The organism is Paenibacillus sp. W2I17 (assembly GCF_030815985.1).
Taxonomy (GTDB): Bacteria; Bacillota; Bacilli; order Paenibacillales; family Paenibacillaceae; genus Paenibacillus.
In genome coordinates this window covers 785,472-812,004 of the sequence record NZ_JAUSXM010000001.1, presented here as the reverse complement: position 1 = coordinate 812,004, position 26,533 = coordinate 785,472, and the positions used below count along the sequence as shown (strand labels likewise).

Annotated in this window: 21 protein-coding genes; 18 read left to right on the top strand and 3 right to left on the bottom strand. The window is 41.7% G+C overall.

Annotated features, from left to right (window positions below; all coding sequences use genetic code 11):
- Positions 1 to 300: 300 nt before the first annotated feature.
- Positions 301 to 1,365, bottom strand: coding sequence for a GntR family transcriptional regulator (locus QF041_RS03660; RefSeq protein ID WP_307412012.1), 1,065 nt, complete (start codon positions 1,363 to 1,365; stop codon positions 301 to 303).
- A 261-nt stretch (positions 1,366 to 1,626) separates the two neighbouring features.
- Here QF041_RS03660 and QF041_RS03655 point away from each other — a divergent pair, with 261 nt between their 5' ends.
- The 12 genes from QF041_RS03655 to QF041_RS31220 all read left to right on the top strand — a co-directional run bounded on the left by QF041_RS03655 (position 1,627) and on the right by QF041_RS31220 (position 15,528).
- Positions 1,627 to 2,964, top strand: coding sequence for an ABC transporter substrate-binding protein (locus tag QF041_RS03655; RefSeq protein ID WP_145321645.1), 1,338 nt, complete (start codon positions 1,627 to 1,629; stop codon positions 2,962 to 2,964).
- Positions 2,965 to 3,047: 83 nt separating this feature from the next.
- The gene (locus tag QF041_RS03650) at positions 3,048 to 3,944 is read left to right on the top strand and encodes a carbohydrate ABC transporter permease (RefSeq protein ID WP_307412009.1); all 897 of its coding nucleotides are present in this window, start codon (positions 3,048 to 3,050) and stop codon (positions 3,942 to 3,944) included.
- Between the two features lie 31 nt (positions 3,945 to 3,975).
- Positions 3,976 to 4,794 carry a carbohydrate ABC transporter permease gene (locus QF041_RS03645; RefSeq protein ID WP_373461373.1) on the top strand — a complete coding sequence of 273 codons (819 nt, stop codon included), beginning with the start codon at positions 3,976 to 3,978 and terminating at the stop codon, positions 4,792 to 4,794.
- A gap of 28 nt (positions 4,795 to 4,822) precedes the next feature.
- Positions 4,823 to 5,806, top strand: coding sequence for a glycoside hydrolase family 43 protein (locus tag QF041_RS03640; RefSeq protein WP_307412004.1), 984 nt, complete (start codon positions 4,823 to 4,825; stop codon positions 5,804 to 5,806).
- A gap of 241 nt (positions 5,807 to 6,047) precedes the next feature.
- On the top strand, positions 6,048 to 6,179 hold the full coding sequence (locus tag QF041_RS03635) for a hypothetical protein (protein WP_307417094.1): 132 nt from the start codon (positions 6,048 to 6,050) through the stop codon (positions 6,177 to 6,179).
- A gap of 834 nt (positions 6,180 to 7,013) precedes the next feature.
- Positions 7,014 to 8,222, top strand: a complete 1,209-nt coding sequence (locus QF041_RS03630) for a sensor histidine kinase (protein ID WP_307412001.1) — start codon at positions 7,014 to 7,016, stop codon at positions 8,220 to 8,222.
- Positions 8,209 to 8,856 (top strand): response regulator, encoded by a 648-nt coding sequence (locus QF041_RS03625; protein ID WP_307411998.1) that lies wholly within the window; start codon positions 8,209 to 8,211, stop codon positions 8,854 to 8,856. Before QF041_RS03630 ends, QF041_RS03625 begins: the two co-directional genes overlap by 14 nt.
- A 235-nt stretch (positions 8,857 to 9,091) precedes the next feature.
- Positions 9,092 to 11,305, top strand: a complete 2,214-nt coding sequence (locus tag QF041_RS03620; RefSeq protein WP_307411995.1) for an MMPL family transporter — start codon at positions 9,092 to 9,094, stop codon at positions 11,303 to 11,305.
- A gap of 118 nt (positions 11,306 to 11,423) precedes the next feature.
- Positions 11,424 to 13,343, top strand: coding sequence for an LTA synthase family protein (locus QF041_RS03615; protein ID WP_307411993.1), 1,920 nt, complete (start codon positions 11,424 to 11,426; stop codon positions 13,341 to 13,343).
- 417 nt (positions 13,344 to 13,760) lie between these two features.
- Positions 13,761 to 14,120, top strand: coding sequence for an Asp23/Gls24 family envelope stress response protein (locus QF041_RS03610; protein ID WP_307411989.1), 360 nt, complete (start codon positions 13,761 to 13,763; stop codon positions 14,118 to 14,120).
- Between the two features lie 236 nt (positions 14,121 to 14,356).
- Positions 14,357 to 14,860, top strand: a complete 504-nt coding sequence (locus tag QF041_RS03605) for a DedA family protein (protein WP_307411987.1) — start codon at positions 14,357 to 14,359, stop codon at positions 14,858 to 14,860.
- A 59-nt stretch (positions 14,861 to 14,919) separates the two neighbouring features.
- The gene (locus tag QF041_RS31220) at positions 14,920 to 15,528 is read left to right on the top strand and encodes a YihY/virulence factor BrkB family protein (RefSeq protein WP_373461260.1); all 609 of its coding nucleotides are present in this window, start codon (positions 14,920 to 14,922) and stop codon (positions 15,526 to 15,528) included.
- Positions 15,529 to 15,789: 261 nt separating this feature from the next.
- Here the strand turns inward: QF041_RS31220 and QF041_RS03600 are convergent, their stop codons facing one another.
- Positions 15,790 to 16,896 carry a nuclear transport factor 2 family protein gene (locus tag QF041_RS03600; RefSeq protein WP_307411984.1) on the bottom strand — a complete coding sequence of 369 codons (1,107 nt, stop codon included), beginning with the start codon at positions 16,894 to 16,896 and terminating at the stop codon, positions 15,790 to 15,792.
- A 396-nt stretch (positions 16,897 to 17,292) separates the two neighbouring features.
- Between QF041_RS03600 and QF041_RS03595 the strand changes: the two genes are divergently transcribed.
- Entirely contained in the window at positions 17,293 to 18,195 is a 903-nt protein-coding gene (locus QF041_RS03595; protein ID WP_307411982.1) for a diacylglycerol/lipid kinase family protein, read from the top strand.
- Positions 18,196 to 18,938: 743 nt separating this feature from the next.
- Here QF041_RS03595 and QF041_RS03590 read toward each other — a convergent pair.
- Positions 18,939 to 19,718, bottom strand: a complete 780-nt coding sequence (locus QF041_RS03590; protein WP_307411980.1) for a helix-turn-helix transcriptional regulator — start codon at positions 19,716 to 19,718, stop codon at positions 18,939 to 18,941.
- A gap of 115 nt (positions 19,719 to 19,833) precedes the next feature.
- Between QF041_RS03590 and QF041_RS03585 the strand changes: the two genes are divergently transcribed.
- The 5 genes from QF041_RS03585 (at position 19,834) to QF041_RS03565 (ending at position 26,432) form a co-directional block, all read left to right on the top strand.
- Positions 19,834 to 20,979, top strand: coding sequence for a DUF2264 domain-containing protein (locus tag QF041_RS03585; protein ID WP_307411977.1), 1,146 nt, complete (start codon positions 19,834 to 19,836; stop codon positions 20,977 to 20,979).
- A gap of 30 nt (positions 20,980 to 21,009) precedes the next feature.
- Positions 21,010 to 22,125 (top strand): glycoside hydrolase family 88 protein, encoded by a 1,116-nt coding sequence (locus QF041_RS03580; protein ID WP_307411974.1) that lies wholly within the window; start codon positions 21,010 to 21,012, stop codon positions 22,123 to 22,125.
- A gap of 808 nt (positions 22,126 to 22,933) precedes the next feature.
- Positions 22,934 to 23,914: an ABC transporter permease gene (locus QF041_RS03575; RefSeq protein ID WP_307411971.1), complete on the top strand. Its 981-nt coding sequence runs from the start codon at positions 22,934 to 22,936 to the stop codon at positions 23,912 to 23,914.
- A 58-nt stretch (positions 23,915 to 23,972) separates the two neighbouring features.
- On the top strand, positions 23,973 to 24,851 hold the full coding sequence (locus QF041_RS03570; RefSeq protein ID WP_062328889.1) for a carbohydrate ABC transporter permease: 879 nt from the start codon (positions 23,973 to 23,975) through the stop codon (positions 24,849 to 24,851).
- A gap of 66 nt (positions 24,852 to 24,917) precedes the next feature.
- Entirely contained in the window at positions 24,918 to 26,432 is a 1,515-nt protein-coding gene (locus QF041_RS03565; protein ID WP_307411968.1) for an extracellular solute-binding protein, read from the top strand.
- Positions 26,433 to 26,533: the final 101 nt, after the last annotated feature.

Genomic DNA, 26,533 nt, shown 5'->3' with positions numbered 1-26,533 from the left:
TAAAAGAATACTTAAAGGTAAAAGAGGCAATGGAACTATGTTGTTGTCCTTTAAGGAACAATGTTCTTGTCCCAAGCTGAGGACAAAAACATTGTGTCATTTCGGATTAGGTAATTATCTAAATAGTATTATGATGGAATCCTGTGGCGAGATAAAAGTTAAATGAATTGAATATTTTGCTTGAGTAAGTTTTTTTGTATCATGACTAACTTTTCTAGGCAGACAATCATGAACAACATCGCCGGTAAAACCAAACAATATGCCCAGTTTATCTATCGCCTGGCTGCAACCTTTGTCGTGTTAAGGGAAGATGAGTTGCACGGGGATGACGGCGTTCTTAGGAGAATAAATATCTTCCATTTGTTCACGTAACAGCTTTACGGCTGTTCGTGCCATTTCCTGTTCATCCTGCTGCACATAAGCTACGCCTGAAAGATGTGGATTATCGAAAGATAGCAAATCGATATTTGAGTGATTGTTCAGACGACTGATAGCGGCCGATGTAAGGCGTGCTGTTTCTTCAGTCAAGGAGAAGGCTGCCGAAATTCCACTGTGGTTCTGCAAGAAGTTGCTTACATAGTCCAATGCTTGCTCGCTGCGTAGAATGTCGAGAGGAATGTGACACCACAAGCGCTTGTCAATCGAGATGCCTTGATCTGTGTACGCCTGCTCGAAGCCGAGCGTGCGGTCCTCGACGGCTGTATTGGCATTTTCAGGTGAGATGAGCGCAATCTGCTGATGACTCTTGGATAGCAAATGGGAGACCGCCTTGTACGCACCGCCGTAATTGTCGGATGTAATGGTGTACGTCTCAATATTGCGCAGATAGCGGTCGATGAACACACACGGGAATTTATCGAGCGACAGACGCAGTAATGATTCGTTGTACTTCTCATCTTCTGTCGGAAAAACGATCAGCCCCTTCACACCGAGCTCCGTTAGTGTACGAATGACGTTTGATTCGATAGAGGAGGACTCGCGCGTGATGCTTAGTATCATGCTGAAGCCGGCTTCTTGCAGGAATTGTTCCGTGTAGTCAACGAGCTTCTGAATGACACGGGTCCTCATCGTCGGAATGATGAAGCCGATGAGCGGCATGGAGGACGCGCTGCATGGGGATGGCGGAGAATTGATGCTAGAAACAACAAGACTAGAAGAGACGAATGAGCCTTTGCCTTGTACGCGTATAATTAATCCTTCGTCAGCTAGTAGGGTTAGGGCGTTCCTGACGGTTATTTTACTTACTCTGAATTCGTCCATTAGTTCTTGCTCAGAAGGAATGCGGTCCGTTGGTCGAAGCTGCCCTGATTTAATTTTCTGAAGAATATCTTCTCGAATTTGTTTGTAGAGCGCCAGCTTTTTCAAAAAGTTGCATCTCCCCATAAACTTTATGATTTTATAATCAATTGGTTATATAAAGCATATTTCATCTATATTATAATACGGCATGTAAAGCGCTTACAATATTGAATCTGAGAAATTGTTGCGAAGGGGTCTTTTCTTTGAACGGTTAGAATTATGTTAAGGATGGTGGTGCCAAGGTGGATTGAACCCGCTTAAATTAACAGAACTAACTAGTCAGCCGACTTTTCAAATGCATAACAAAAAAGAGAGGATGACGAACAAATGAAAAAACGCAGTACTATAATCTCCATCGTTACGGTCCTTATTATGTCACTTGTTTTTACAGCATGTGGTAATCCTTCTGATTCAAAAACGGAAACACAGCAATTAGGCGCTGATGCCGGTGAGAATGCAACAGAATTGTCATTTTGGACATTCGTAGATTTGCACGGCAAGCATTTAGATAAAATGCTGGGGTTATGGAACCAACAGAACCCAGACAAACAGATTAAGTTAAATGTAACGGTTATGCCTTACGATGATATGCACAACAAGCTCTTATTGGCAGTTACAAGCGGAAAAGGTGCGCCTGATATCGCGGATATCGAGCTTGGTCAATTCCCTAAATTCTTGGAAGGTGACAACGTTCCACTGGAATCTTTGAATGATGTATTTGCACCATACAAAGACGTTGTTGTTCCTTCACGTGTCGAGATTTACTCCAAAGCCGACCAGGTTTATGGCTTTGATTATCACGTAGGTGCTACGCTTGCTTTCTACAACACTGAAATTCTCGAACAAGCAGGTGTTGACTACAAGACAATCAAAACTTGGGAAGATTACAAACAAGCAGGCATAAAAGTTTATGAAAAGACTGGCAAGTACTTAGGTACTGCTGATACATCAGCTACGTGGCAAGCATCGCTGCTGCTAGCTCAGCAAAACGCTGATTTTACAGATGAAAATGGTAATCCAAAAGTTAACTCGCCTGAAATGATTAAAGCGTATGAAATGTTGGTCGATCTGCAGAAGAACAATGTTATTCATACGATCCCTGGCGGACAACCCGACACAGAAGAAGCAAAAGGCGAATACAACAAAGGCAACTACGCAAGTGCATTGATGCCTGAGTGGTACATGTCCCGCTTTGTAAACGAAATGAAGGACCTTAAAGGTAAGTATGCAATCGCTCCATTGCCTGTATTTGAAGAAGGTAATCCTCGTTCCGTTGGCTTAGGCGGTACCGGCACAGTTGTTACTAAGAATGGTAAAGACGTTCAATTGGCCAAAGAATTTGTAGCCTTTGCTAAGCTTTCGAAAGAAGCTACTACTGAAATCTGGAATACGCTTGGATTCGATCCAATCAACATGGAAGTCTGGAAAGATGATGCAGTAACGAAAAACCCTGATAACGAGTACGTCCAATACTTTAAAACAAATGCATTTGATACTTTGAATGAAATCAAAGACGAAATTCAAGCAATCAAATCCGTTAAAGCGTCACCGACGATCGGCAATGTCTTCAATACGGTTACTTTGAATGCGATCTTTGAAGATGGCCAAGACGTGAAGGAAGCGCTGGATGAAGCACAAGAAGCAATTGAACAAGAATTGAAATAAATATAATAAGTAAATGATTTGATTAAACCTGTCGGCAGGTATGTGGTCGGCAGGTTTAACCATAGTCAAGGGAGATTGAGAATATGATAAAGAAATTTGTATACTCTCAAAAAGTTGCGCCTTATGTTTTTGTATTGCCATTTATACTTATATTTTTGATATTCTGGTTTTATCCGCTTGTAAATTCATTCGTAATGAGCTTTCAAGATAAGATGTTGGGACAGGATCCTAAATGGATTGGCGAAGCGAATTATTCGAAATTGCTTACAGATAAAGTGTTTTTGACGGCTATTAAAAATAGCGTTGTGTACATGTTAGGAACCTTAGTGTTGTTAATTCCCTTTCCCATGTTATTCGCCGTTATGATCAACAGTAAGTTAATGATGGGAAGAGAGTTTTTTAAATCTTCGTTCTTTCTCCCTGCATTGACATCTGTCGCAGTTGCGGGTACCATTTTCCGCCTTACATTCGGTGAAATGGAAGGTTCATTAATGAACAGTTTCCTGGGTCTATTTGGTGTAGAGCCTATTAAATTCTTGAAAGACGGAGAATGGAGTATGGCAGCACTGTTAATCCTCGCATGTTGGAGATGGACAGGTGTTAATATGCTTTACTATCTATCCGGTTTGAAAAGCATTGACAATGAATTTTATGAGGCTGCTTCAATTGACGGAGCATCTGCTTGGCAGAAGTTTAGAACGATCACAATGCCATTATTGAAGCCGACCACGGTATATGTTACGACAATTAGTGTTTATGCAGGGTTAGCCATGTTTACCGAGAGCCTGATGATGTTTAACGGTAACAATTCACCCAAAAATATTGGCTTAACCATTGTTGGATATCTGTATAGACAAGGGATTGAGAAAAATAAGCTGGGTTACGCAGCTGCAGTTGGTATCATTCTGTTAGTCATTGCTATGGTTATCAATTTAACGCAGTTGAAATTTAGTGGAATGTTCAAAAAGGAGGAGGATTAAAGTGGGCAAAAGTCAGACGAGGAATGAATTCATATCCAGAATAGTAATTATTAGTTTGTTCATTATACTATTCGTTATAATAATGATTCCATTCTATGCAGTGGCCCTATCTTCCTTCAAACCAGGTGAATCATTAATTAGATATGGTCTTAACCTAAGTTTGGATTTTAGTATTATGAGTTTTGACAATTTTATCTATCTGTTTACAGGAGAACATGATTATTTTGTGTGGTTTTGGAACAGTATGACTTTAACAATCGTTCAAGTAGTTTTAACACTTTTTGTAAGCGCATTTGTTGGATATGGTTTTGCAGCATATGATTTTAAAGGGAAGAACTTCCTCTTTATATGTGTTTTGCTCATTATGATGGTGCCTTTCGAAATACTGCTGGTTCCTTTGTACAGCCTAATTAATGATTTGAAAATGGTGAATAGCTATTCAGCAATCATTCTGCCGGGTATAGCCAATGCCGCGACAATATTTTTCTTCAGGCAATATCTAAGAAGCATACCCAAAGAGATTATTCAATCTGGGCGGGTTGATGGCGCAAACGAGTATGCGATTTATTTCAGACTAATTATGCCGATTATGAAGCCTTCCTTTGCGGCAATGGCCATTTTGAATGGTATGAATAGCTGGAATAATCTGTTGTGGCCATTCATGGTGCTCGGAGATCAGAGTAAATTCACACTTCCAATCGGTTTGAAAACGTTGTTAACTCCTTATGGCAATAACTATGACCTCTTGATCGTGGGCTCCTTCTTCTCCATCATTCCAATTTTCATACTGTTTATTGCTTTCCAGAAATATTTCATAGACGGTATGACTGCAGGGGCTGTTAAAGGGTAGAAAATATTATGATGAAGCAGGTGATAAGATGGAAATCCAGCCAAGAGCGTTACACGACATTCAACCATTAATTGAGCAGAGAGCAGATCCTTTTATGTACCGACATTCGGACGGTTATTATTACTTCGTAGCATCCGTTCCGGAGTATGATCGGATTGAAATCCGTAGAGCCCAGAACCTTGAGGAGTTTGTTACATCAACTCCTGTAGTGATCTGGAGAAAGCGCGAGACTGGTATTCTTAGTACCAATATATGGGCGCCTGAACTTCATTTTATTGATGACAAATGGTACGTGTATTTCGCTGCCGCACGCACGACGGGAACGATTGAAGGCTTGTTCGACCATCGGATGTACGTGCTGGAGAATGAACATGCCAATCCGCTCGAAGGCAGTTGGACGGAAAGAGGACAGGTTCGTACCGCGTGGGAAAGCTTCGCCCTCGATGCCACTACCTTTGAGCATAATGGCAGCCGTTATTACGTATGGGCACAAAAGGATTCGAATATCGAAGGCAACTCTAATCTGTATATATCTAAAATGAGCAATCCGTGGACGCTGACTGGGCCGCAAACGATGATTTCGATGCCGGAATATGACTGGGAGATCATTGGTTATAAAGTGAACGAAGGCGCGGCATTTCTTCGCAAGGGTGATCGGATATTCCTCTCTTACTCGGCTAGCGCCACTGATTTCAATTATTGCATGGGCCTGCTTGAAGCCGATGCGGATGCTGATTTGCTAGATGCCACCTCATGGCGCAAGTCGCAAGCAGCGGTTTTCTCGACAGATGAGAGCATCTCTATGTATGGTCCCGGTCATAATTCCTTCACGGTGTCAGAGGCCGACGAAAAGACGCTATTTGTGTTCCACGCAAGAACGTACAAGAACATTATAGGAGATCCACTGTACGATCCGAATCGCCATACATTTGTGACAGAGCTTTTGTGGACGGCTGACGGCAGACCCGATTTCCGCGGCTCTGTTGCAGCACTTGCACGTTCTTTACAGTGAACGAGTGTCCCAACAAGGTTGGTTGATGGATTTGAGTTCGTTTATCCAACTTGCCAAAGAGAGACAGTAAGAACATCGAAGGCACCCTACTGGGTGCCTTCGATTTCGCACTACAGATAATACGCCGAACCGTACCACAAGTTATGGTAAGTTGCCTTAAAACTTGCCGCTCCAGTTATCCCGGAGAATCATATCATAAATAAGTGAGTTCTTGAAAAATATATAAGAAGAGGCCGCTCAATTGAAAGCACTTATATTTTTAGGTTATGAAGGGGCAGGAGTCGTTGAAAAAACGGATGTTGATGGATACGTCAAAGACTTTGACTGGTGGCGATCTTTGGAATTTCCTTACTTCGAGAAAGAATCACGATAAGCCACACACAACACACACATCTGTCTGGGGACAAGAACATGTTCCCATTTCCGATTAGATGAATATCTAAGTGTGAGTAGTGAGTCTCTTGTGAGTGACTAACAGGCTAAAGGATGGATTATGATCAAGAGACCAACATCAATTCTGGGGAGAGTTTCCCCTGGAACTGTATTCCCATTTGAAATGGATAAAATAAACTCGTCAATAAGCACTTTAGCAAATAAAAGGGTAGGATACAGAATGCAATTTTGGATAAAGGGAGGGGAAACATATGCAGATAGATTACTTTGTGCTGATTGTCATTGTTAGGGAGAGCCCCCTCACTATTCAACTCTATTGTGTAGCATGTTCTACAAATGCTATTAAACGACAGTTATAGTTCCGTATACATATACATGCTACAATTGAATTGATATGTTCCAGGTTTCAAATCGAGATCATGTTTGATCACTACATCTGATAGTTCTGTTTTTTCATCAAGCTATGGCTAACACGAAACCTAAGGTTTTGCCCAAAAGGGCAATCAAACATACCCATTTAGGCGATGTAGTGAATGGATTATAGTACTATAATTAGATTGCATGCACCTTTACCCAAGAAAATTTGTAATTTAGATGATGGTTTTGAGCTTTCACAGGAGTAATCAAGCATGTACAGGAAGCCATCCTAACATTGAATTTGTACATTATATTGAAAATGTTAATAATCAAGTCTTGGATAACTTCGAGCAAATGAAGGCAAGCTCACTGGGTACTGGATTGTTTCATTAAGTAAGTGTATCTTTGCTAATATACGTAAAGAGATTAAGGTGATAAAACTTGGACTGGGGTTATTATGGTGACTAATAAGAAGAATAAACTTGAGACTATACATGAATTATTTGCAACAAGAAAGCCCATTCTCATTTGGTTGATCTTCGTATACGCAGGATCTGTTACACTTCAGTTTTTGGATGATCCTAAAGTTATCAGTAGTTTCGTATTTACGGGACTGTTTGTTCTCCACGCCGCGTTGCATTGGATTTCATATCGGGTTAGCCAAAGACATTTTTGGTTTTACTTTGGAATACAAGGGATCTTAATTTACCTGTGCGCTATACTTTTCCCTGGAAGTTATCAGGCAGTGTTGGTGGGGTTGCTCCCCGTATTAATTGCCCAAAGTTTAGGTTTTTCTTTTCGGATAAGTAGGGTGATATTTATAGCTTTGATTAGTATTATCATATTTTTCGACTCTTCTTTAACAGTCGGAGGTACAAAGGAACTGCTGGTATTCATTCCGATTTTTGTGATGATGCTAATTATCGTAATAGCTTATGGAATACTATTTTTTCATCAAGTTCATGAGCGAGTCAAGCTGCAAAAGTTTTTGAATGAACTGCAAGTGGCTCATCAAAAGGTCGAAGAACTTACATTGTCCAATGAACGGCAGCGAATGGCTAGGGACTTACATGATACTCTTGCCCAAGGAGTCGCTGGTTTAATTATGCAATTGGAAGCGTCCAACGCGCACATTATGCAGGGGAATACGGAAAAGGCTCATAACATTATAATTCAATCCATGCAGCAAGCACGTAGAACACTGGCTGAAGCACGCAGGGCAATAGATGACCTTAGAATTAAATCAGCACCTGATATCGATTTTAAGGAAGCTGTCGAAGATGAAGTAAGGCACTTCAGACATTCAACGGGTATTCAGGTAGACTGGAATATACAACTGAATCAACTACTATCAAGAGTTGTGATGGAACATAGTCTTCATATCGTCAGAGAGGTGTTGACGAATGTTGCGCGCCATGCCAATGCCAATGTAGTAAAAGTCAGTGTTATCGTCTCGAACAATCAACTTCAGATAGAAATATCAGATAATGGAAAAGGTTTTAATCCAGATGCGATCGGAAAGAAACCTGGTCACTATGGATTACTTGGAATCCGTGAGCGAGCAAGATTGATTGGTGGACACATCAAGATCGATAGCAGCTCAGAAGGTACAACCATAACGATGTCGGTGACAATTAATGAAGGAGGTCAACATGAGCCCTTATAAAATTATGTTGGTGGACGATCATTTTGTAGTTCGTGAAGGACTCAAGCTCATATTAGAGACCAGCGAAAAATATCAAGTCGTAGGGGAAGCTGTAAATGGACAGGATGCGCTTGAGAAGGTTGAAAAGCTTGAGCCTGACATAATTCTAATGGATCTGAATATGCCTGTTCTGAGTGGACTCGAAACGATGAAGGAATTCAAGAAGAAAGGCCTTACGATCCCTATTATTATCCTGACCACGTATAACGAGGATGAACTGATGATTAACGGGTTGGCTTTGGGAGCCAAAGGGTATTTGTTAAAAGATACAAGCAGAGAAAGCTTGTTCAGAAGCATTGATTCTGCAATGCAGGGGGAAATGCTCTTATCTGAGGAGATGCTAGAGCGAGTAATGGCTGCTAAATTAAAATCGCAACAAGAAGTCAAGCAAGATGTCAAACTTTTGAGTGATAAAGAAAACTACATTTTGCAATGCGTGGCTAAAGGGTATAAAAGCAAAGAAATAGCATTTGACATGAATATTGGAGAACGAACAGTCAAGGCTCATCTAACGAACATATACAATAAACTTGGGGTAGATTCGCGGTCACAAGCAGTAGCAACTGCACTAGATCGAGGTATTCTGAAACTATAATTATTGATCAACTGAAAAAGCATGCAGGGTACCGACCTGCATGCTTTTTCCGTTGGTATAGATTTGATGACATTAAGTACATATATTGTAGATTAGATCCAAAAAAAGAATATTCCCTTGATATAGCATTCCCCAAAGGGCAGATTCAAATGCCCATTGGGACGATGTTGCTGTCTAAAACTAATTATAAAATAAGATTATATTTAAGATATAGAGCAGAGGAGACGATACTGAAATGGCAAAAATGTTATACAGACTGGGATTTTGGTCTGCCAAGAACCGCATGAAGGTAATCATCGGATCAATTATGGTCATGTTGATTACCTCAATGGTGGCAATGGGAATGGGACCGAAACTTAGTGAAGAAACTACGATACCCGGGTTAGAGTCAATTGAAACGATGGGACAGATGTACCAGGAGTTTCCGTCAATGATAGATACCAGTAAAGAAATCCAGCTGGTTCTCAAAGCACCTGCTAACGAAACATTATCATCTGAAAAGATAAAACAACTGATTGAAACACAACTTCAGAGCATATCAAAAGATCCTGCTGTTACTGAAGTCTCCGGCCCATTTGATAACAAATCGTTGAACGCGGATGGCACAATCGCTTATGCGTCAATCTCTTATAACAAGGCTGATGGTGATGTTAAAGAAACTTCTAAAGAGTACGTAATTCATGCCGCAGAAGCTTTACGGAATGCTGGACTCCAAGCGGAGCTCACTGGATCTGGTTATGTGAAGATGGAGATCGGTGGAGCTACAGAAGGAATTGGTATTCTAATTGCACTTGTTATACTTTCCATTGCTTTCGGATCCCTACTCACTGGAATCATTCCGATTCTAACAGCAGTCATTGGTCTTGGTACCGGCGTAATGCTGATCATCCTGGGGTCTAATTTCTTAGATACACCTTCATTTGCCTTATCATTGGCGAGTATGATTGGACTTGCAGTAGGTATTGATTACGCACTATTCATTATTTCAAGATACCGTCAAGAGCGTGCACGAGGTTTTGAGAAAAGAGAAGCTATTGCAATAGCTAACGGTACAGCAGGCAGTGCAGTTGTTTTTGCAGGTGTAACCGTAATTATTGGTCTTGCAGGTATGGCAGTCGTAGGAATTCCTTTCCTTACAGCAATGGGGTTAGCTGCTGCGCTTTGTATTTTTGTAGCTGTTTTAATTGCAATAATCACAGTACCGGCAGTCCTTGACGCAATGGGTAGCAAGATAAAGGTTAAGCCGATAAAGAACTCTGGGAGATTGAATCAGACAACATCTCGAGGAAATCTGTGGGGGAGATTAGTGACAGGACGACCTTGGATCACAGTGGTTCTCGGAGTGGCACTCCTCTCGACATTATCGGTACCATTCTTACACATGGAAACAGGTACTATGGATGATGGATTAAAGTCAACCAGTATGACGGAACGACGAGCATACGATATGTTGTCTGAAGCATACGGTGTGGGTTACCATAACCCTCTGATGATTCTTGCAAAAACGGATGGAAGTGCTGAAGCTGATGTTAATTTGGCGAAAACAGTAGAACAACTTAAAACCTATCCAAACATTGGGATGGTTGCCGATCCGGTTAAAAGTGCATCTGGAAAAGTCTCTTTGATTAACATTATACCGGCTACAGGTCATGCTGATGTGGAAACGGTAGAACTTGTTAAAACGATTCGCAGTCATATTCCTGAGATTGAAAGTCAGAACCATGTGCAACTTAAAATAACGGGCAGTACAGCAATCAATATTGATATTTCTCAAAAACTGAACGAAGCATTACCTGAGTTCTGTGTCATAATTGTTAGTTTGGCCTTTCTCCTATTAATGATGGTATTTCGTTCTATCTTGGTTCCAATTAAAGCAGTGCTGGGTTTTGTTCTCTCGCTTGGAGCAACAATGGGATTCATTACCTACGTTGTCCAGGATGGATATTTTCAAAATCTCTTCGGCTTCAGCGGACAATCACTTGTGCTTAACTTTTTACCGATAATGGTTGTTGGAATCTTGTTTGGATTGGCTATGGACTATGAGGTATTTCTGGTTAGCCGCATGCGTGAGGACTTCAAAAAGAACGGTGATGCCAAACAATCCGTACTGGCGGGAATCCGGAACAGTGGGGGCGTAGTTACAGCTGCAGGATTGATCATGATATCCGTATTTGCAGGGTTTATGATGACGAATGATCCAAGTATCAAGGTAATGAGTTTTGCACTTCTCTTTGGGGTATTGTTTGATGCATTTGTTGTCCGTCTATTGATTGTCCCAGGTGTGATGATACTTATGGGTAAATCGGCGTGGTACTTGCCGAAATGGTTAGATCGACTTCTGCCGAACTTGGATGTTGAGGGTGAGAAGGTAATGGAAATCGTTGAAAAACGGCACCAAACACGTACGAATTCACACGATCTCTTTCCAGAACCCATAAATAGAGGATAGACGTAAATTGGTTGTGCCTTGAGAATTATAGATTTCAGAAAATTATAGATAGGTTAACGCTGTAGGAGATGGAGGAGTTGCTCCTTCTCCTTTTTAATAATTTTAGAGGATGAATGGTATGTACAAAAGAAATGAAGGCGCGGGTAGATTACATCGCCGAGCCTATAAAAATCTGTGTTTATTTAGTTTTATTCTCCTGTTGAAAAGTGTAGTAGCATGGTCTGTTGTATTTCATGATGGAGCCAATTGGGCTATTATTCAAACAGAGCTCCCTTTCTTTATCCTGATGTTCAGCCTGATTGAATGGTTTGCTGCCAAGAGGAAAGTTTTATACTACATGCTGGTCAATTTCTGCATGACGTTAATTTATTTTGCGGTCATCATGTACTACAAATATTATGGTGTTATCGCTACGTATCATTCACTTAAACAAGCCAAAAAGGTTACTCATGTAGGAGAAAGCGCATTATCATTGCTTACACCCTATTATCTATTTTTGTTTATCGACATTGTCTTATTCTTAGTTTTAATTATCCAACCTAAGTATGGTTCAATCTGGAAGAAGCCTGCTTTACGTATGAGTCACAAGGTGTTAACTTGTACGATCAGCGCATCATTCGCATTATGTTTATTCAAAATCTGGCCGGTCCATGCTAGTATGAACGAAATCAATAAAGCGAAGAGTATGGGGATTCTTAACTATGAAGTCTATAAGGTTGTTGCCGATCGTTTGGAGAAGGAAGTACTTATAGCTCCTGGTGATATCTCGCAAGAGGCAATCAATGAAACCAAAGGAAATTCTCCACTTAAAGATGCACCGAAGTTTCATGGAATCAATAAAGGCATGAATTTAATTCTCGTACAGATGGAATCCTTTCAAAATTTTTTGATTGAACTCAAAATGGATGGTCAAGAGATCACACCTAATTTAAATCAGTTAATTAAGAACAATACTTATTTCCCTCATTTCTATTCTAATGCTGGACAGGGGACAACCTCGGATGCCGAGTTCGTCGTAAATACATCCTTTTACGTACCTAAGAATGAACCAGCAACTTCATCAAAATATATGGATAAACAACTGCCAAGTCTACCACATTTACTTAAGGAAAATGGATATTTCACAGCGACGTTCCATACCAATAGTGTGGATTTTTGGAATCGCAATAAATTGTATCGTGCAATTGGTTTTGAACGTTATTATGATCGAGCATTTTTCGGAGAAGATGATCCTATTGCTTTTGGCGCATCAGATGAAGTTTTGTACTCCAAAACATCTTCTGAAATGTCCATTTTGGATGAACGGAATCAACCGTTCTATGCAATGGTCATATCCATGAGTGCACATCATCCCTATCACTTGCCTGAAGAAAAGGTTAAAATCGAGCTGCCTGATCGTTTCAAGGATACATTGATCGGTGATTATATTCAGGCTCAAAATTATGCCGATGTTGCCCTGGGTCAGTTTCTTGACGAAATGATAGAATCTGGACTATGGGATAACAGCTTGGTCGTTTTTTATGGAGATCACCAGGGGATTCCAATGACTGGGCTTACAGGAGAAGAAAAGGAACTGATGAATTCCTTGTTAGATCATGACTATGGGTACACAGATATGATGAACATCCCTTTCATTGTGCATTCGCCTTCAGGGCAACTTCCTCCTGTAATAAACACTACAGGTGGACAAATTGATATTCTGCCAACCGTAGCCAACCTGTTGGGAACTCCCTTGGGACATCAACTTGTTTTAGGTGAAGACCTGTTTAATCAAGAGAGTAATTTGATTCCGTTAAGACACTTTCTACCTGAGGGTTCTTTTATAAATGATAAAATATTATATATGACAGGTAATAATTATGCCGACGGAGTACATTATGAATTAAGTAATAACAGTAGCGTGGAAGGGGGATCTACTCCATCTCAATTCTCGGCCGCCCAGTATTTACTTGACATTTCCAATAGCTATTTATTACAGTTACCTGATATCTACAGTAATCGGGAGAATGAGAGTCAGCATGAAATGATTGAAGATTAATTATTTCGTCCTTAGGGATACAAGCAAAGGGAGACATCTTTAGTCGATGTCTCCCTTTGCTTGTTGTCTATAAGTGATATTGTATATTGCTGCCATTGTTTCTGCAGCGCCTGAAATAATTAAATAGGTACCTGCAAAAAAGATGTACCAGGAAGTGGTATGGCCATTTTAGGTATGTAATAATGTTTCCCATCGTTTGTTCCTCAGATATGAACTAAGCCCTTTGTGTGGTTGATTAGACCTATTGTATCCAATTTTAAATAGACCTGAAATGGGATGTAATGAGATATTCAACAATTGAAGTATATGCCCAAAGGTACAATGCTCTCTGCCCCAAGGTACATTACGCTAATTTCTAATTAAAGATAAAATGGGTACATACCTTCTATTAAATTGTTTTAAAGGAGACGTTAAAAATTGATTATACATACAGATATAGGGAAGATAAATGTTTTAGAGCAGGCGATTACAACAATTGTTTCCGTAGTTGCAAGGTTAGAATCTGGGATTATACTGTTGTCAACAGGAGCCGTAGATAGCATGATTAAACAAGTGAGTGGGAAAAAAATGCATAAAGGAGTATCTGTTACATTCTCAAACTCAAAATTAATCATCGAGCTTAGAATTGTTGTACCTTACGGAGTGAAAATCCAATATGTCAGCCGTGAATTACAGTCCAGCATATTTGAAGCGGTGAATAATATGACGGGTATTTCTCCAGATCAAGTCCACATTCGTGTTGAGGGAATTAAACTGGCCGAAACGAGACAGTCATGAGAACACAGTTGGAATCTAGGGCGTGTCTGAAAACTCTGAAGGAGGCAGATTTTGCCAAATTTTTGTTCCAAGCCAGGAAGTTTTCTGCAGGCGTGCCGGGGAACATCAAGGGAAACTGACGCAGCAGAGGGCGAAAAGGCGGTGAAAGATGCACTTCAGCGAGTTTGGAGACACGTCCTAATATCATGGTTATTTCGAGAACTACTCCGACAGCATGAGGAGCTGAATACAGTATAATGTTTAGTGATACGTTATTAGAACTTGTTACTCAGTATGGATATGTATTCTTTTTTCTAGCTTTTTCACTAGGTCCGTTTGGCATTCCTGTACCTAACGAAATTATTATTGTATCTGGATCGATATTAAGCCATACAGGTGTCGTCAATTATTGGGCAGCTTACAGCTCCATTCTAACAGGCTTATTGACGGCAATCACAATTTCCTATACCATAGGAAGATTTTTTGGTCATAAATTCAAAAAAAGATGGTTAGACAATCGTTACTTCTTAAGAGCGGAATCTATATTGAAGAGAAAGGGCGATTTAGCAATGTTCATTGGAATGTTCATTCCGATGGTGCGCTATATCATGCCCTTACTGATAGGAATGAGCGAGATTCATTTCAAGAAATTTGCTATCTTTACGTATTCAAGTGCTGTGACCTGGACAATAACCTATTTTGCTTTAGGCATTTATTTTAAAGAACCTGTTTTATCAATGATGCAAATCTTGGGATATTGATATATGATAAAATTGGTTTTATTCCTAAAAGCTAGGTTTCCATTTAGTTTCTGGAGTGAATGAGTGTATATGCTCTGCCGTATTCAATTCTATGGCGGGGCTTTTGTTCAAAATTATCTCTTATTCCAATCTTGATTATGATCAAAGGGCTCACACTTCATAGTGGTGTTTGGACGGTCTTTGCATTTATTCTAGCTTCTAACGGAATGCATGCAGTGCTTGTCTGTTCGGACACACTGTTTGGGTTTAAACATCGAAACTATTTTCTTCGTCGATTGAAAGCACTTCTTCTGACCATCATGTTGGTCATTATTATCATATTTAGCTTGTTGGTATATAGCTATAGTAGTATTATTTTGCATTTCGATTTACTTAAAGGCATTAATGAGATAACAAAACTGTTGTTAGCTATTTTGAGATGGCCTGTAGTTTTAATGTTTTTATTTTTTACAATTAAAATTGTTTATATGGTTACTCCTAGATATCGAATTCCAGGAAAGTATACGAATTTTGGAGCGCTTTTTACGAGCACAGTATGGGTAGTTTCAACATTTGCATACTCGTATTATCTTAATCATTTTAACAACCAATACAGCGATTTGTACGGAGATTTTGCAAATGTCATTGTTTTAATTATGTGGATGTACATTTTATCTTATTTACTTTAGGTTTTTCTATAAACGCTTATCATTATCGGATCAAACAAGCAAGCTGATTATTGAAATATGAATTAAGTACACTATATTGGGAACATATAATTGGAATAATTCATTATTTTAGTGATGATCAGAAATACATTCATAAAACATATACGGGAAGCGTCCATTGCTGGATACTTCCCGTAATGTGTTTTATGCTTGCTGAACAAATCTGAACTTGTAGTCCGCAGTTTCTAATAAGTGTTATTGGTTTTCTCATAAACACCTGGGTCACTTGGTCCAGGATTCAATAACTTTTAAGCTGTTACCCTCCTCGGCAAAGTGTAAAAACTGCATTATGTCGCCAGCAGTTTTTTTCCCTGTCTTCGTGTCCTCATTGGTAATTCTATAGTGAATGGCTGCCCAGTCACCGCTGATAAGCATATTATCAAAACGAATACGCTTTACATCGGTCGATTCCGCATCTTTCTTCACGAAATCCTTATACTCCGGGAAAGTCATTGTTTCTGCATTTGTATGATATTGCAGGTCGCTGTCATAATACGTATCGGCCCAGTCACTCCAAGCATCAAAGCCCTGATTCCATTTATCAAAGTCGCTCAATATGGTGCTTTGAATTTTCTTAGCCATATCGGTGTTAATAGGCGTAGGATAAGTAACAGGATATTTTGTTTCGAGATCTGTGGTATCAGGGATCTTTGCATTGACTATTTCATCCAATGCAGCTTGCTGTGCCGCCTTCGCCTCATCGGTTTGGAAACTTGTCAACCCGTCAAAATCCGTCCCCTTTGTACCAGCCCAACCTTCAACAACCCGAGTTCCCAGCGGATCACCATAGTCTTTGAAATGGACGAACTCCATCACGCTTCCATCGGAAGATTGTTGGCTCCCTCTGGCAGTCGAAGAGATGTCATATCGAATAGCTGCCCAATCGTCATTAATGATCATATTGTTGAAATTACCCATCTGAATATTGGTAGACTTCAGCTGCGCATTCATGGCATCTTGATATTCTTTCAAAGTGAGTTTCACGCTGTGGACATTATAGAGGGAGTCGTCTGTATATAGAATGTCGCCCCAGGCTTCCCAGGCTTCATAACCTCGATTCCAGTTCTCAAAGCCGTTTAGGAGTCTATTCTGTATATTCTTTTCCATCTCAGTCTCGATTGGTGTGGGGTTAATGATGGGGAAAGTAGCCGCTAGCTCTTCGGTATTATCGTAAGAGTCAGAAATACTGACCGTAGATTCGCCCGAGTTCAAATTCTCCTCAACTTTGGAAGGGCTCGAATTTGTATTACTTGTACAACCCACAGCAACTGTCATAATGGCCAAAGCTGTCAGACTTGCCGTCAACATTCTTATCGTAGTATTCTTCATAATCTTTCTCCTCTCAATAGTTGAATAAACATCATGCTTCGCTATACCAAAAACAAAATTAATAGCTTATACATATACTACAACTGAAAAAAAATTGTAACATCGTTCTAAAAGGCAGATTTATTCTGCCCTTTCGGGCATTATGTATAACCTAGCCAGACCAAAGTAAATGAATTCAGGCATGAATAATAAAATATGGTACTTACTACATAAGGAAAATTGATAAATTAAAAATGAAGTATTCCATGAACGACGCGTCTTTTAGATGTTCATTTTATTCATAGATACCCGAAAGGGAAGGAACATTCGCCCTTATGTACGATGTTGTACATTCGTAAAGAATATAGACTTGAATCATAAAGGAAAGGGAATCTATTGAGAGGGAGCATTCCAGTGATGAAACCAAAAATGATTGTAAACCCCGTTTCAGGGCAGCATACAGCATATAAAACGAAGGCTTCAGTTATAGAGTATATGAAAAAGAAATACGCTTTAAATGATAATGATATCTTCTACACAAGTAAGGAGAATAATGATTTAGGAACTTCATTTTTTGAAGATTGTGATTCACTGGTTGTTGCAGGTGGTGACGGAACCCTGCATTACGCCATTAACACCATTAAAAATCTAGGTCTAGACTTACCTCTAGCTTACCTACCGACAGGTACAGTCAATGATTTTGGAAATGCTTTGAAATTACCACGATCATATGAAGGTTTCACTAGAATGCTCGAAAAAGGAATGACCAAGAAGATAGATATCGGGTTGGCTGGAAATGAATATTTTCATTACGTTTTGGCTGGTGGTGCAATGAATTCAATCAGTTACACAACCAACCAAACCCTAAAAAAAGTTATAGGGGATAAGGCTTATTATTTGTCCGCTCTACCTAAACTTCCCAAAATATTATCGGGAACACATATTAAGATTGAATGTGATCATTTAGAACAAGAACATGATGCACTTCTTTACTTAGTTTCAAAATCAGCGATTATTGGCGGAATTGAGGGCATTATTCCGGATGCCAAGATGGATGACGGTCAACTTCATGTACTAGTAATTCAAAAAAAATCATTGTTTAATACCTTTCAACTTCTTTTAGATATAAAAAATGGAACCCATCTTGACCGCTCAGATGTCTTGTATTTTAAGACAAAGCGTTTAAGAATTACTCAATTTGGTGATAACATAGCAAAAGTGGGGATTGACGGTGAGATGCACACTACTGGGCTAATGGACATTGAAGTTATCCCGCGCGGATTAACTTTGATAGTCCCGTGCAGTTCGGATGTGGCGTAGATGAGCAGAGGTAATACTAACGAGTACTATATTTAATATTGTAATCGACCTAGAAAGTTCTGAATGGATAAAGGGTAGCTGTAACATGAACAGGTGAAATTTCTGCATAGTATTAGAATGCTGAACTTCTAGAGGGATTTATCCCTAATTGCTTTATCAACATGGAGAACCCGTTTGACTGGATTGTTTATACTATTTAACTGTGACTGGGCAAGAACATTTCTCTGGATCGGCTTATTATGTAAGTTAATTTTTGCAATCAAATGAAGTATTTAACTCAGTCAGCAGTTATATGACTAAAATTTTGAAGGAATATAACTATTCGATGCTTAAATACGGCGAGGATGTAGTATTAGAACTATCAGGGTACACATTAGCTGGAGGTTGGACGGGCGGTTTTACGTCGAAATGTCTGCTAACAGGAAACGATAGCTCAATAAAATCAAGGAGTCAGCTGTCGAAGGACAAGAAGATAGTTTCATCTTCAGTCGCTAAAATAGCGGCTTTTTTTATTTCGAGAACTCGTTCTTTACTTAGTTTTTATAGTGAGCATTATTATGAAGTAAATTGATAATTTCAAATTAATATTCGGAACAAACTTCCCTTTTGCAATGGAACGACAGTGTACTCGCACATTACCCTCGGCAGGAACCAAATGAAAGTAACATCAGGCCACTCTTTGTAGCCTTTGTGGACGTAACGTTCGCAAAGGCTTTTACCTCTGCTCTCAACATATATAGAAATCACTCATTTCTGAATCGATATTGTCTCGGCGAGATGCCAACAAACTTCTTGAATTGACGCATGAAATGAGTGTCATTCTCGTAGCCGCATGAGTTAGCAATCTGGGTTACTGACATCTCACTATGATCCAAAAGGTACTTCGCGCGTTCAAGCCTTCCGTTAATAATATCTATCATCACAGAACAACCAAATAACTGCTTATATATATGTTGGAAATAGGATTTACTTAGATTTAGTCGTGCAGCCAATTCCGTCACAGAAACGTTCTGATGGGGAAAGCGGTAGAGATCATTACGTAGTTCCGTAAATCGCATATAATAACGATTCAGTTGGTGAGGAGCAGTTCGTTCACGTAAATCGGTTAATTTCATAAAAAAAGACCGAAGGTCGCAATCCATAATTCGCTCACGTAACGGTCCGTCAAGCCGATAGATGTTCTGTAATTCCATGATGCACCTAGAAATAAGCAACGGATCAGATGCTTCCACGGGCGTATCCAAAGGGAAATTCAATTCCGCAAGAAATTCCGGTAAATCATCTCCATTACAATGAAACCAGTCATTTATGAAAGGGCTTTCGATTTCGCGATAAGAATGGGGGGTCCGGGGTTGAAAAAAGATAAAAGTATTCTTTTCAATGATCATCGTGTCATTCTGTAGCTTCACCTCTGCGTTGCTATTAAAAAATACAAAAGTGTAGTTACCGGAGCCATACGGACGATTCCTTATGATTCCTTCATGGTGAATAGTATGGAACCCGCATGAGAACAACTGCAGCATACTTTAACACTCCTCAGCACAATAGGTCAGTTTTTGATCATTATAGTTTATTGTAGCAGAGGTTACAACCGACTATAATTCTTTTAGACAACTGTCAGGTTAAGGGGGTAGCACGATGACGGGCGATAGGAAGTATTGGGTGGAAACCTTGGTTCGAATTGCATATCCTGTTCTTCATTCTTTATCGGAACGTCGGTTGGTTAATGATATGCCTGTTGAAGCAGGGGAGGGAGATCGGGCTAATTACACATACTTGGAGGCATTGGGACGTACGCTTGCGGGAATTGCACCTTGGCTTGAGCATGGACCGCGTTGTGGAGACGAGGGAGAGATTCGAGCTAGAATCGCAGGTATGGCCAGACTGGCCATCGAGGCTGCTACGGACCCTAATTCGCCTGACTTTATGAATTTCACGAAAGGCGGACAGCCCTTGGTTGACGCAGCCTTTCTCGCTAACGGAGTTCTCCGTGCTCCAAACGAGCTATATGAATTGCTGGATGAGAAAGTGAAGGCTAATTTAGTTATAGCTTTGAAGGCAACGCGTATTATCCGTCCCGTATTCAGTAATTGGCTATTGTTTAGCGCCATGATTGAAGCCGCTCTGTATCGGATGGGAGCAGAGGATTGGGATCGTATGCGCGTCGATTATGCACTAAGGCAACACGAGCAATGGTATAAAGGAGACGGGGTATACGGAGACGGTCCCGCATTTCATTGGGATTATTACAACAGTTTTGTCATTCAACCCATGATGATTGATATTTTGGATGTGATAGGAGATCAATTTGGCGATTGGAGTACACTTCGGAATAAAGTGATGAAAAGAGCAGTACGTTATGCAGCTGTTTTGGAACGGATGATATCACCTGAAGGAACGTTCCCACCAATTGGACGATCACTTGCCTATCGTTTCGGTGCATTTCAGCATCTGTCTTTAATGGCTCTAAGGGATGAGCTCCCTGAAGAACTGCTACCGACTCAAGTACGCTGCGGGCTTACTGCCGTGATCAGGAGGCAAATCGAGATGCCGGGTACGTTCGATGATTCCGGTTGGCTTCGCATTGGTTTTGCTGGCAGACAGCCTGATATCGGAGAAGGATATATTTCGACAGGTAGCTTGTACTTATGCACGACGGTATTTCTCGCCTTGGGCCTGCCATCGGACGCTGAATTCTGGCAAGGAGAGGCAGAATGGACGTCACTAATGATATGGTCAGGTAGAAACCTCAAGTTGGATAAAGCAATGTCGAACGACATATAGGAGTTCACCTAAAGGAAGGAGCAATTATGAATGACGGTCAAAACGGAATGGGTGCAAGAAGCTTGGGATCAGACGAAGGCAAAAGTAAAGCGTATTCATCATCGAATCGGAGATGGATTCCCGCATGCAAGTATAAATGGAGAGTATCAGCTTGAGCCAGCATCTTGGTGGACCTCTGGTTTTTGGCCAGGATTGATGTGGCTTGTTTATCGAGATACGCAAGATAATGAATTAAAGGAATCAGCAGAATCATGCGAAAGCCAGTTGGATATATTGCTGACCGATTCAAACAAGATTGATCACGATATCGGTTTTATGTGGACCTTAACAAGTGGAGCAAGATACAAGATTCTCGGAGCAGAGGATTCTAAACGAAGGGCGCTGCTTGCTGCCAACCTACTTGCTGCGCGCTTTAATGCCCAGGGAAACTTCATTCGAGCGTGGAATGGGGAAGAACTTGCAGGTTGGGCCATTATCGACTGTATGATGAATCTGCCGTTACTTTATTGGGCATCCAGTATAACCGGAGATCCACGATATAAGCACATTGCAATCAAGCATGCTGATACGGTGTTGAAGCATTTTTATCGGACTGATGGGTCGGTTGCTCATATCGTGGTTTTTGACCCCGATACCGGCGAAAAGCTTGGAGTGAAGGGAGGACAAGGATTCGCACCGGAATCTGCGTGGTCTCGTGGGACGGCATGGGCGATTTATGGAATGAGTCTAAGTTACCAGTACACAGGTGACCCCAAATATTTGAATGCAGCCAAACAAACCGCTCACTTCTTTATGGCCAATTTACCGGAAGACCATGTTCCTTACTGGGATTTCCGTTCGTCAGAAGGAATTCCTGCGATTCGTGATTCCTCGGCTGGAGCTTGCGCTGCTTGTGGACTTTTGCTCCTAGCGGAACAGGTTGACGGACTGGAGGCAAGAATCTATCGCGAACGCGGAAAGCAAATTCTGCATTCATTGTATACGAATTATGGAGCCTGGGATTCGGATACAGAGGAAGGACTCATTTTACATGGTACGAGTCATTTCCCTGAAAAGCATAATGTTAATGTTCCATTGATTTACGGTGATTATTACTTTGCAGAAGGTATTTCGTTGTTAATGGGACATCAAGAACGGTTCTGGTAGTGTTAATATGTTCTGCATGATGATGTAATAAATAATCTAATGAAGCTTGCGGTGCATCAAGCAAAGCCTGAGCATGAGCTGAAAATCCCCTTCACGTAAACAGGGCGGCAAGAGATCACGTAGTTGTGAACTCTTCCTGTAACAGGGGGGATTTTTCGTTATGGTGTAGAGAAACCCTCGATCAGATACTAGAGATTCAGTGAAGGAGAAAAAGTTTGTTGCGATGTCTTACTGCGTAAATGCTTCTTATAAGGTTCCAGCTGGGGATCGGACACTCCTTCAATTCTCCATTCTCCATTTCTCGTATGATGGGCTGTATTCAAAAGGGTCCGTGACCAGATTGGAGAGCGCATTAAAACGTTCGCTGAAACTGGCAAGTAACAGAAAATGACCGGAAGTATGATCACCGACTTTCTGAAAAGACCTCCTCTATAAATATTAAGGAGGTCTTTGTGGCTCTCTAGTGGAGATCACGATTCTTTCGGTTCCTCTTCTTGTGAGCAGAATAGGCTTAATTAGTTAAAAAAGTATTCACATTAAACTCGGTAGTAAGATTTTTTGTGCTTGCAAGAAAAGTCAATGCATGGAAATTCGTAGGAGGGTCAGCTTATTTTCGGACTTTTTCTTCTTGGTTTTCGTTAGCACACACAACATATGATATGCCTTTACTTCGTTGAATAGATTGCCGCAAAAAGCGTTGATTGCCGGAAACCGTCTCAGCCGCTATGCTGACATCAACCGCTCCCAAGCATGCAAGAACACGGATGATTTGGGTGAACGGTAAACCACCAGATGGAGGTGTGGGGATATGCCTTCCCAAATGGACACAGCCGCCAAAAGAAAAATAGAAAGCGTATACAGAAAGAGCCTGGCTGCGGAGCGAAGACGAAATATCTGGAACGGCGTCAAGCGCGATCGCTTTTTGTATCTGCTTGCGCTACCGGGCATCGTGTTCTTTATCTTATTTAAGTATGTGCCAATGTGGGGAATTGTGATCTCGTTTCAAGATTATTCGCCTTATCAGGGCATGTGGGCGAGTTCGTGGGTCGGTTTCAAACATTACATCCGTTTCTTTTCGAATCCCGACTTTCTGATCTTGTTCCGAAACACGATGGCGATCAATTTGCTGTCGCTGATCTTTTTCTTCCCACTGCCAATTTTGTTATCGGTCATGATGAACGAGTTGCGCGGCAACAAGTTCCGTAAAACGATCCAGTCGATCGTCTATCTGCCGCATTTTCTGTCTTGGGTCATTATCGTGGGCATTACGTTTCTTCTTCTGTCTACCGGCGAAGGCATTATCAATCAGCTTTTGGTGGCGGCCGGTCTAAACAAGATCGACTTTTTGACCAATCCCAATTACTTTTGGGGTCTGCTGACGGTCCAGTCGATCTGGAAAGATGCAGGTTGGGGTACGGTATTGTTCCTTGCCGCAATGGCTGGGATCGATCCGCAGTTGAATGAAGCAGCGAAGATCGACGGAGCGGGACGCTTCCGGCAGATATGGCATATTACACTGCCGGGCATCCGTTCGGTCGTAATCATCCTACTTATTCTGCGGATTGGACATATTATGGACGTCGGTTTCGAACAGGTTTTCCTGATGATGAACGGCGCCGTATCCGAAGTTGCAGATGTATTCGATACTTATGTGTACCGGCTAGGTATCAAGCAAGGCCAACTCAGTTTCAGTACTGCCGTCGGCGTGTTCAAATCGGTTGTAGGTCTGATCCTGGTTATCGGAGCGAACAAGCTAGCCAAGAAATTCGGCGAAGAAGGTGTTTATTAAAAAAGGTTCATAGGAAGTTCCAACCAGTGTGAAGAAACGAAAGGAGGCGCGAGTTTTTATGCTCCAGTCCAAAAGCGATCATCTATTCAATGCGACCAATCTATTTTTTCTGACTGTGATCGGTCTGGTCACGCTGTTTCCTTTGTATTACGTGCTGGTCGTGTCGTTCAGCGACCCGGCAGAATTCATTCGCAACAAAGCGACGCTTTTCCCGAAAAAGTGGAGTCTTGATTCTTACCGGTATTTGTTGTCCACCGATTCTTTTATCCGTGCCATGGGCAACAGTGCATTTCTGGCTACCGTCGGCACGGTGTTCAGTTTATTTGTGACATCCTGTCTCTCTTATGCCCTGTCACGAAGACGGCTGCAAGGGCGGCGGGTGATGATGCTGTTGATTCTGCTGACGACGCTGTTCAATCCTGGTATTATTCCGCCCTACCTGTTAATACGCGATCTCAATTTGATCAACAGTATCTGGTCGCTGATTCTGCCGGTGCTGACCAGCGGGTGGTATGTATTATTGATGAAAGGTTTCTTTGATAGTATCCCGCCCAGCTTGGAAGAAGCGGCCCGTATCGACGGCTGTAACGATATCGGCGTGTGGTGGCGTATCATTCTGCCGCTGTCGCTGCCATCGCTGGCCGCATTCGGCCTGTTTTACGCCGTAGCGTACTGGAACACCTTCTTCACGGCGCTACTTTACATCAACGATTTCAACAAGCAGCCTCTTCAAGTCCTCCTGCAAAACATGCTGATTGACTCGTCGACGGCGTCGGGAGGAACGGCAGCGGCCGAGATGACCGCCGAGCAGCAGATTCCGTCGGAAACGTTGAAAATGGCTGCTGTAGTAATCGCAACCATTCCGATCCTGATGGTCTATCCATTTTTGCAAAAGCATTTTGCAAAAGGCGCGATGGTCGGTTCGGTGAAAGAGTGAACGCAAGTACAGGCAGCAAGTATAGACAGAATGGGTTATCTATCCGAATAAAAGGGGAGATTGAGCATGAAGAAGAAAATGGGAGCAAAATTGGGATTGGTGTCCATTATGGCGCTGTCCCTGGTTACAGCGGCCTGCAGCAGTAAAAATGCGGCATCCGGCGTGCCGGAAGATGGAAAGCCGCTGCCGGTCAGTATCATGTCGATGTATTTTACGCCGGAACCGCCCGGAGCGGACAATGTAATCGTTCAAGAGATCGAGAAGAAAACGAATACCGATCTCAATATTACCTGGGTATCGCCGAACAGCTATGGCGACAAGGTGAACGTTACGCTGGCTTCGGGCGATATTCCGGATCTGATGCTAGTCGACGAGCCCTTCTCGGCACAGGTACGTACCATGGTGCAGCAGGGAGCATTCTGGGATCTGACGCCTTATATTCAAGACTACCCCAACCTGGCGAACTTTCCGGCAGAGTCTTGGATCAACACCAAGCAGGCTGACGGCAATAACTACGGGATCCCCCGAGTACGGCCGGTAGAAGGAGGAGCCTTCCTGTTTTTGCGTAAAGACTGGCTCGACAATCTGAACATGGAAGTTCCGGAGACTACAGATGAATTGTATGAAGTGCTAAAAGCATTTACGAAAGACGATCCGGATGGAAACGGTCAAGACGATACGATCGGATTAACAGGATTGGTCAATCAAAACAACATGGGCAGCTATTGGGCAATCGTCAGCGCGTTTACGCAGACTACCGGAGATTGGAAAGACGTCGACGGCAAGCTGGTCAACGTGAATCTGATGCCTGAAATGCGCGACGCTCTGGAATGGCTAAGCAAAGCGTATAAAGAAGGGGTGATTTCGGAAGATCTCGCCGTTCTGAAAGAAAGCCAGACCAAAGACCACTTGAATGCAGGTCGTGCGGGCGCCGCCGTCAACACCGTCGAAGCGGCGTGGGAGCCGATGGAAGCGCAGCTGAAAAGCAATCCGGACGCAAACTTCCTGCCGCTTGTCTCGATGAACGGCTACGTCAACAAGGACGGTGGATTTTTCGGTATGTTCGTGATTCCCAAAACGGTATCGGAAGAAAAAATGAAAAAACTGCTTGAGCTGATGGACTACGGCGCATCGGAAGAAGGCGGGACATTGGCCGGTTATGGTCTTAAAGATGTGCATTATACGGAAGAAAACGGAATCAAGATGACGACCGAAAAGGCCAAAACGGATATTGTTGCCCAGCAGGCACTCGGCCAGATCTTTATGCCGTACGACAAGTATCTGCGCGCATATCGAGCAGGTATGCCGATGGACATTTATGAACGCAATATGAAAATTATCGATGAGCGTGAAGCGATCAGTATTCCTGACAAAGCGATTGGATTGTATTCGGAAACGAATATTTCAGTGGGACCTGAGCTGGCGAAGAATATTCAGGATATGAAAACCAAAATTATACTCGGCAAGCAGTCGCTGTCGGACTGGGACAATTATGTCGAGAAATTGAAAAACGATTCGGATCTGCAAAAAATTACGGATGAGCTAAATCAGGCTTATACCGACCGTCAAGCGGCGCAGTAAGGGGCTGGCAGAGTCATTCCGAAAAAGCAGGATGTAAACAAGAGAGCCTCCGGAAACGGGAGTTCTCTTGTATTTGTTTCCTTTTTTTTCATAAAATTATA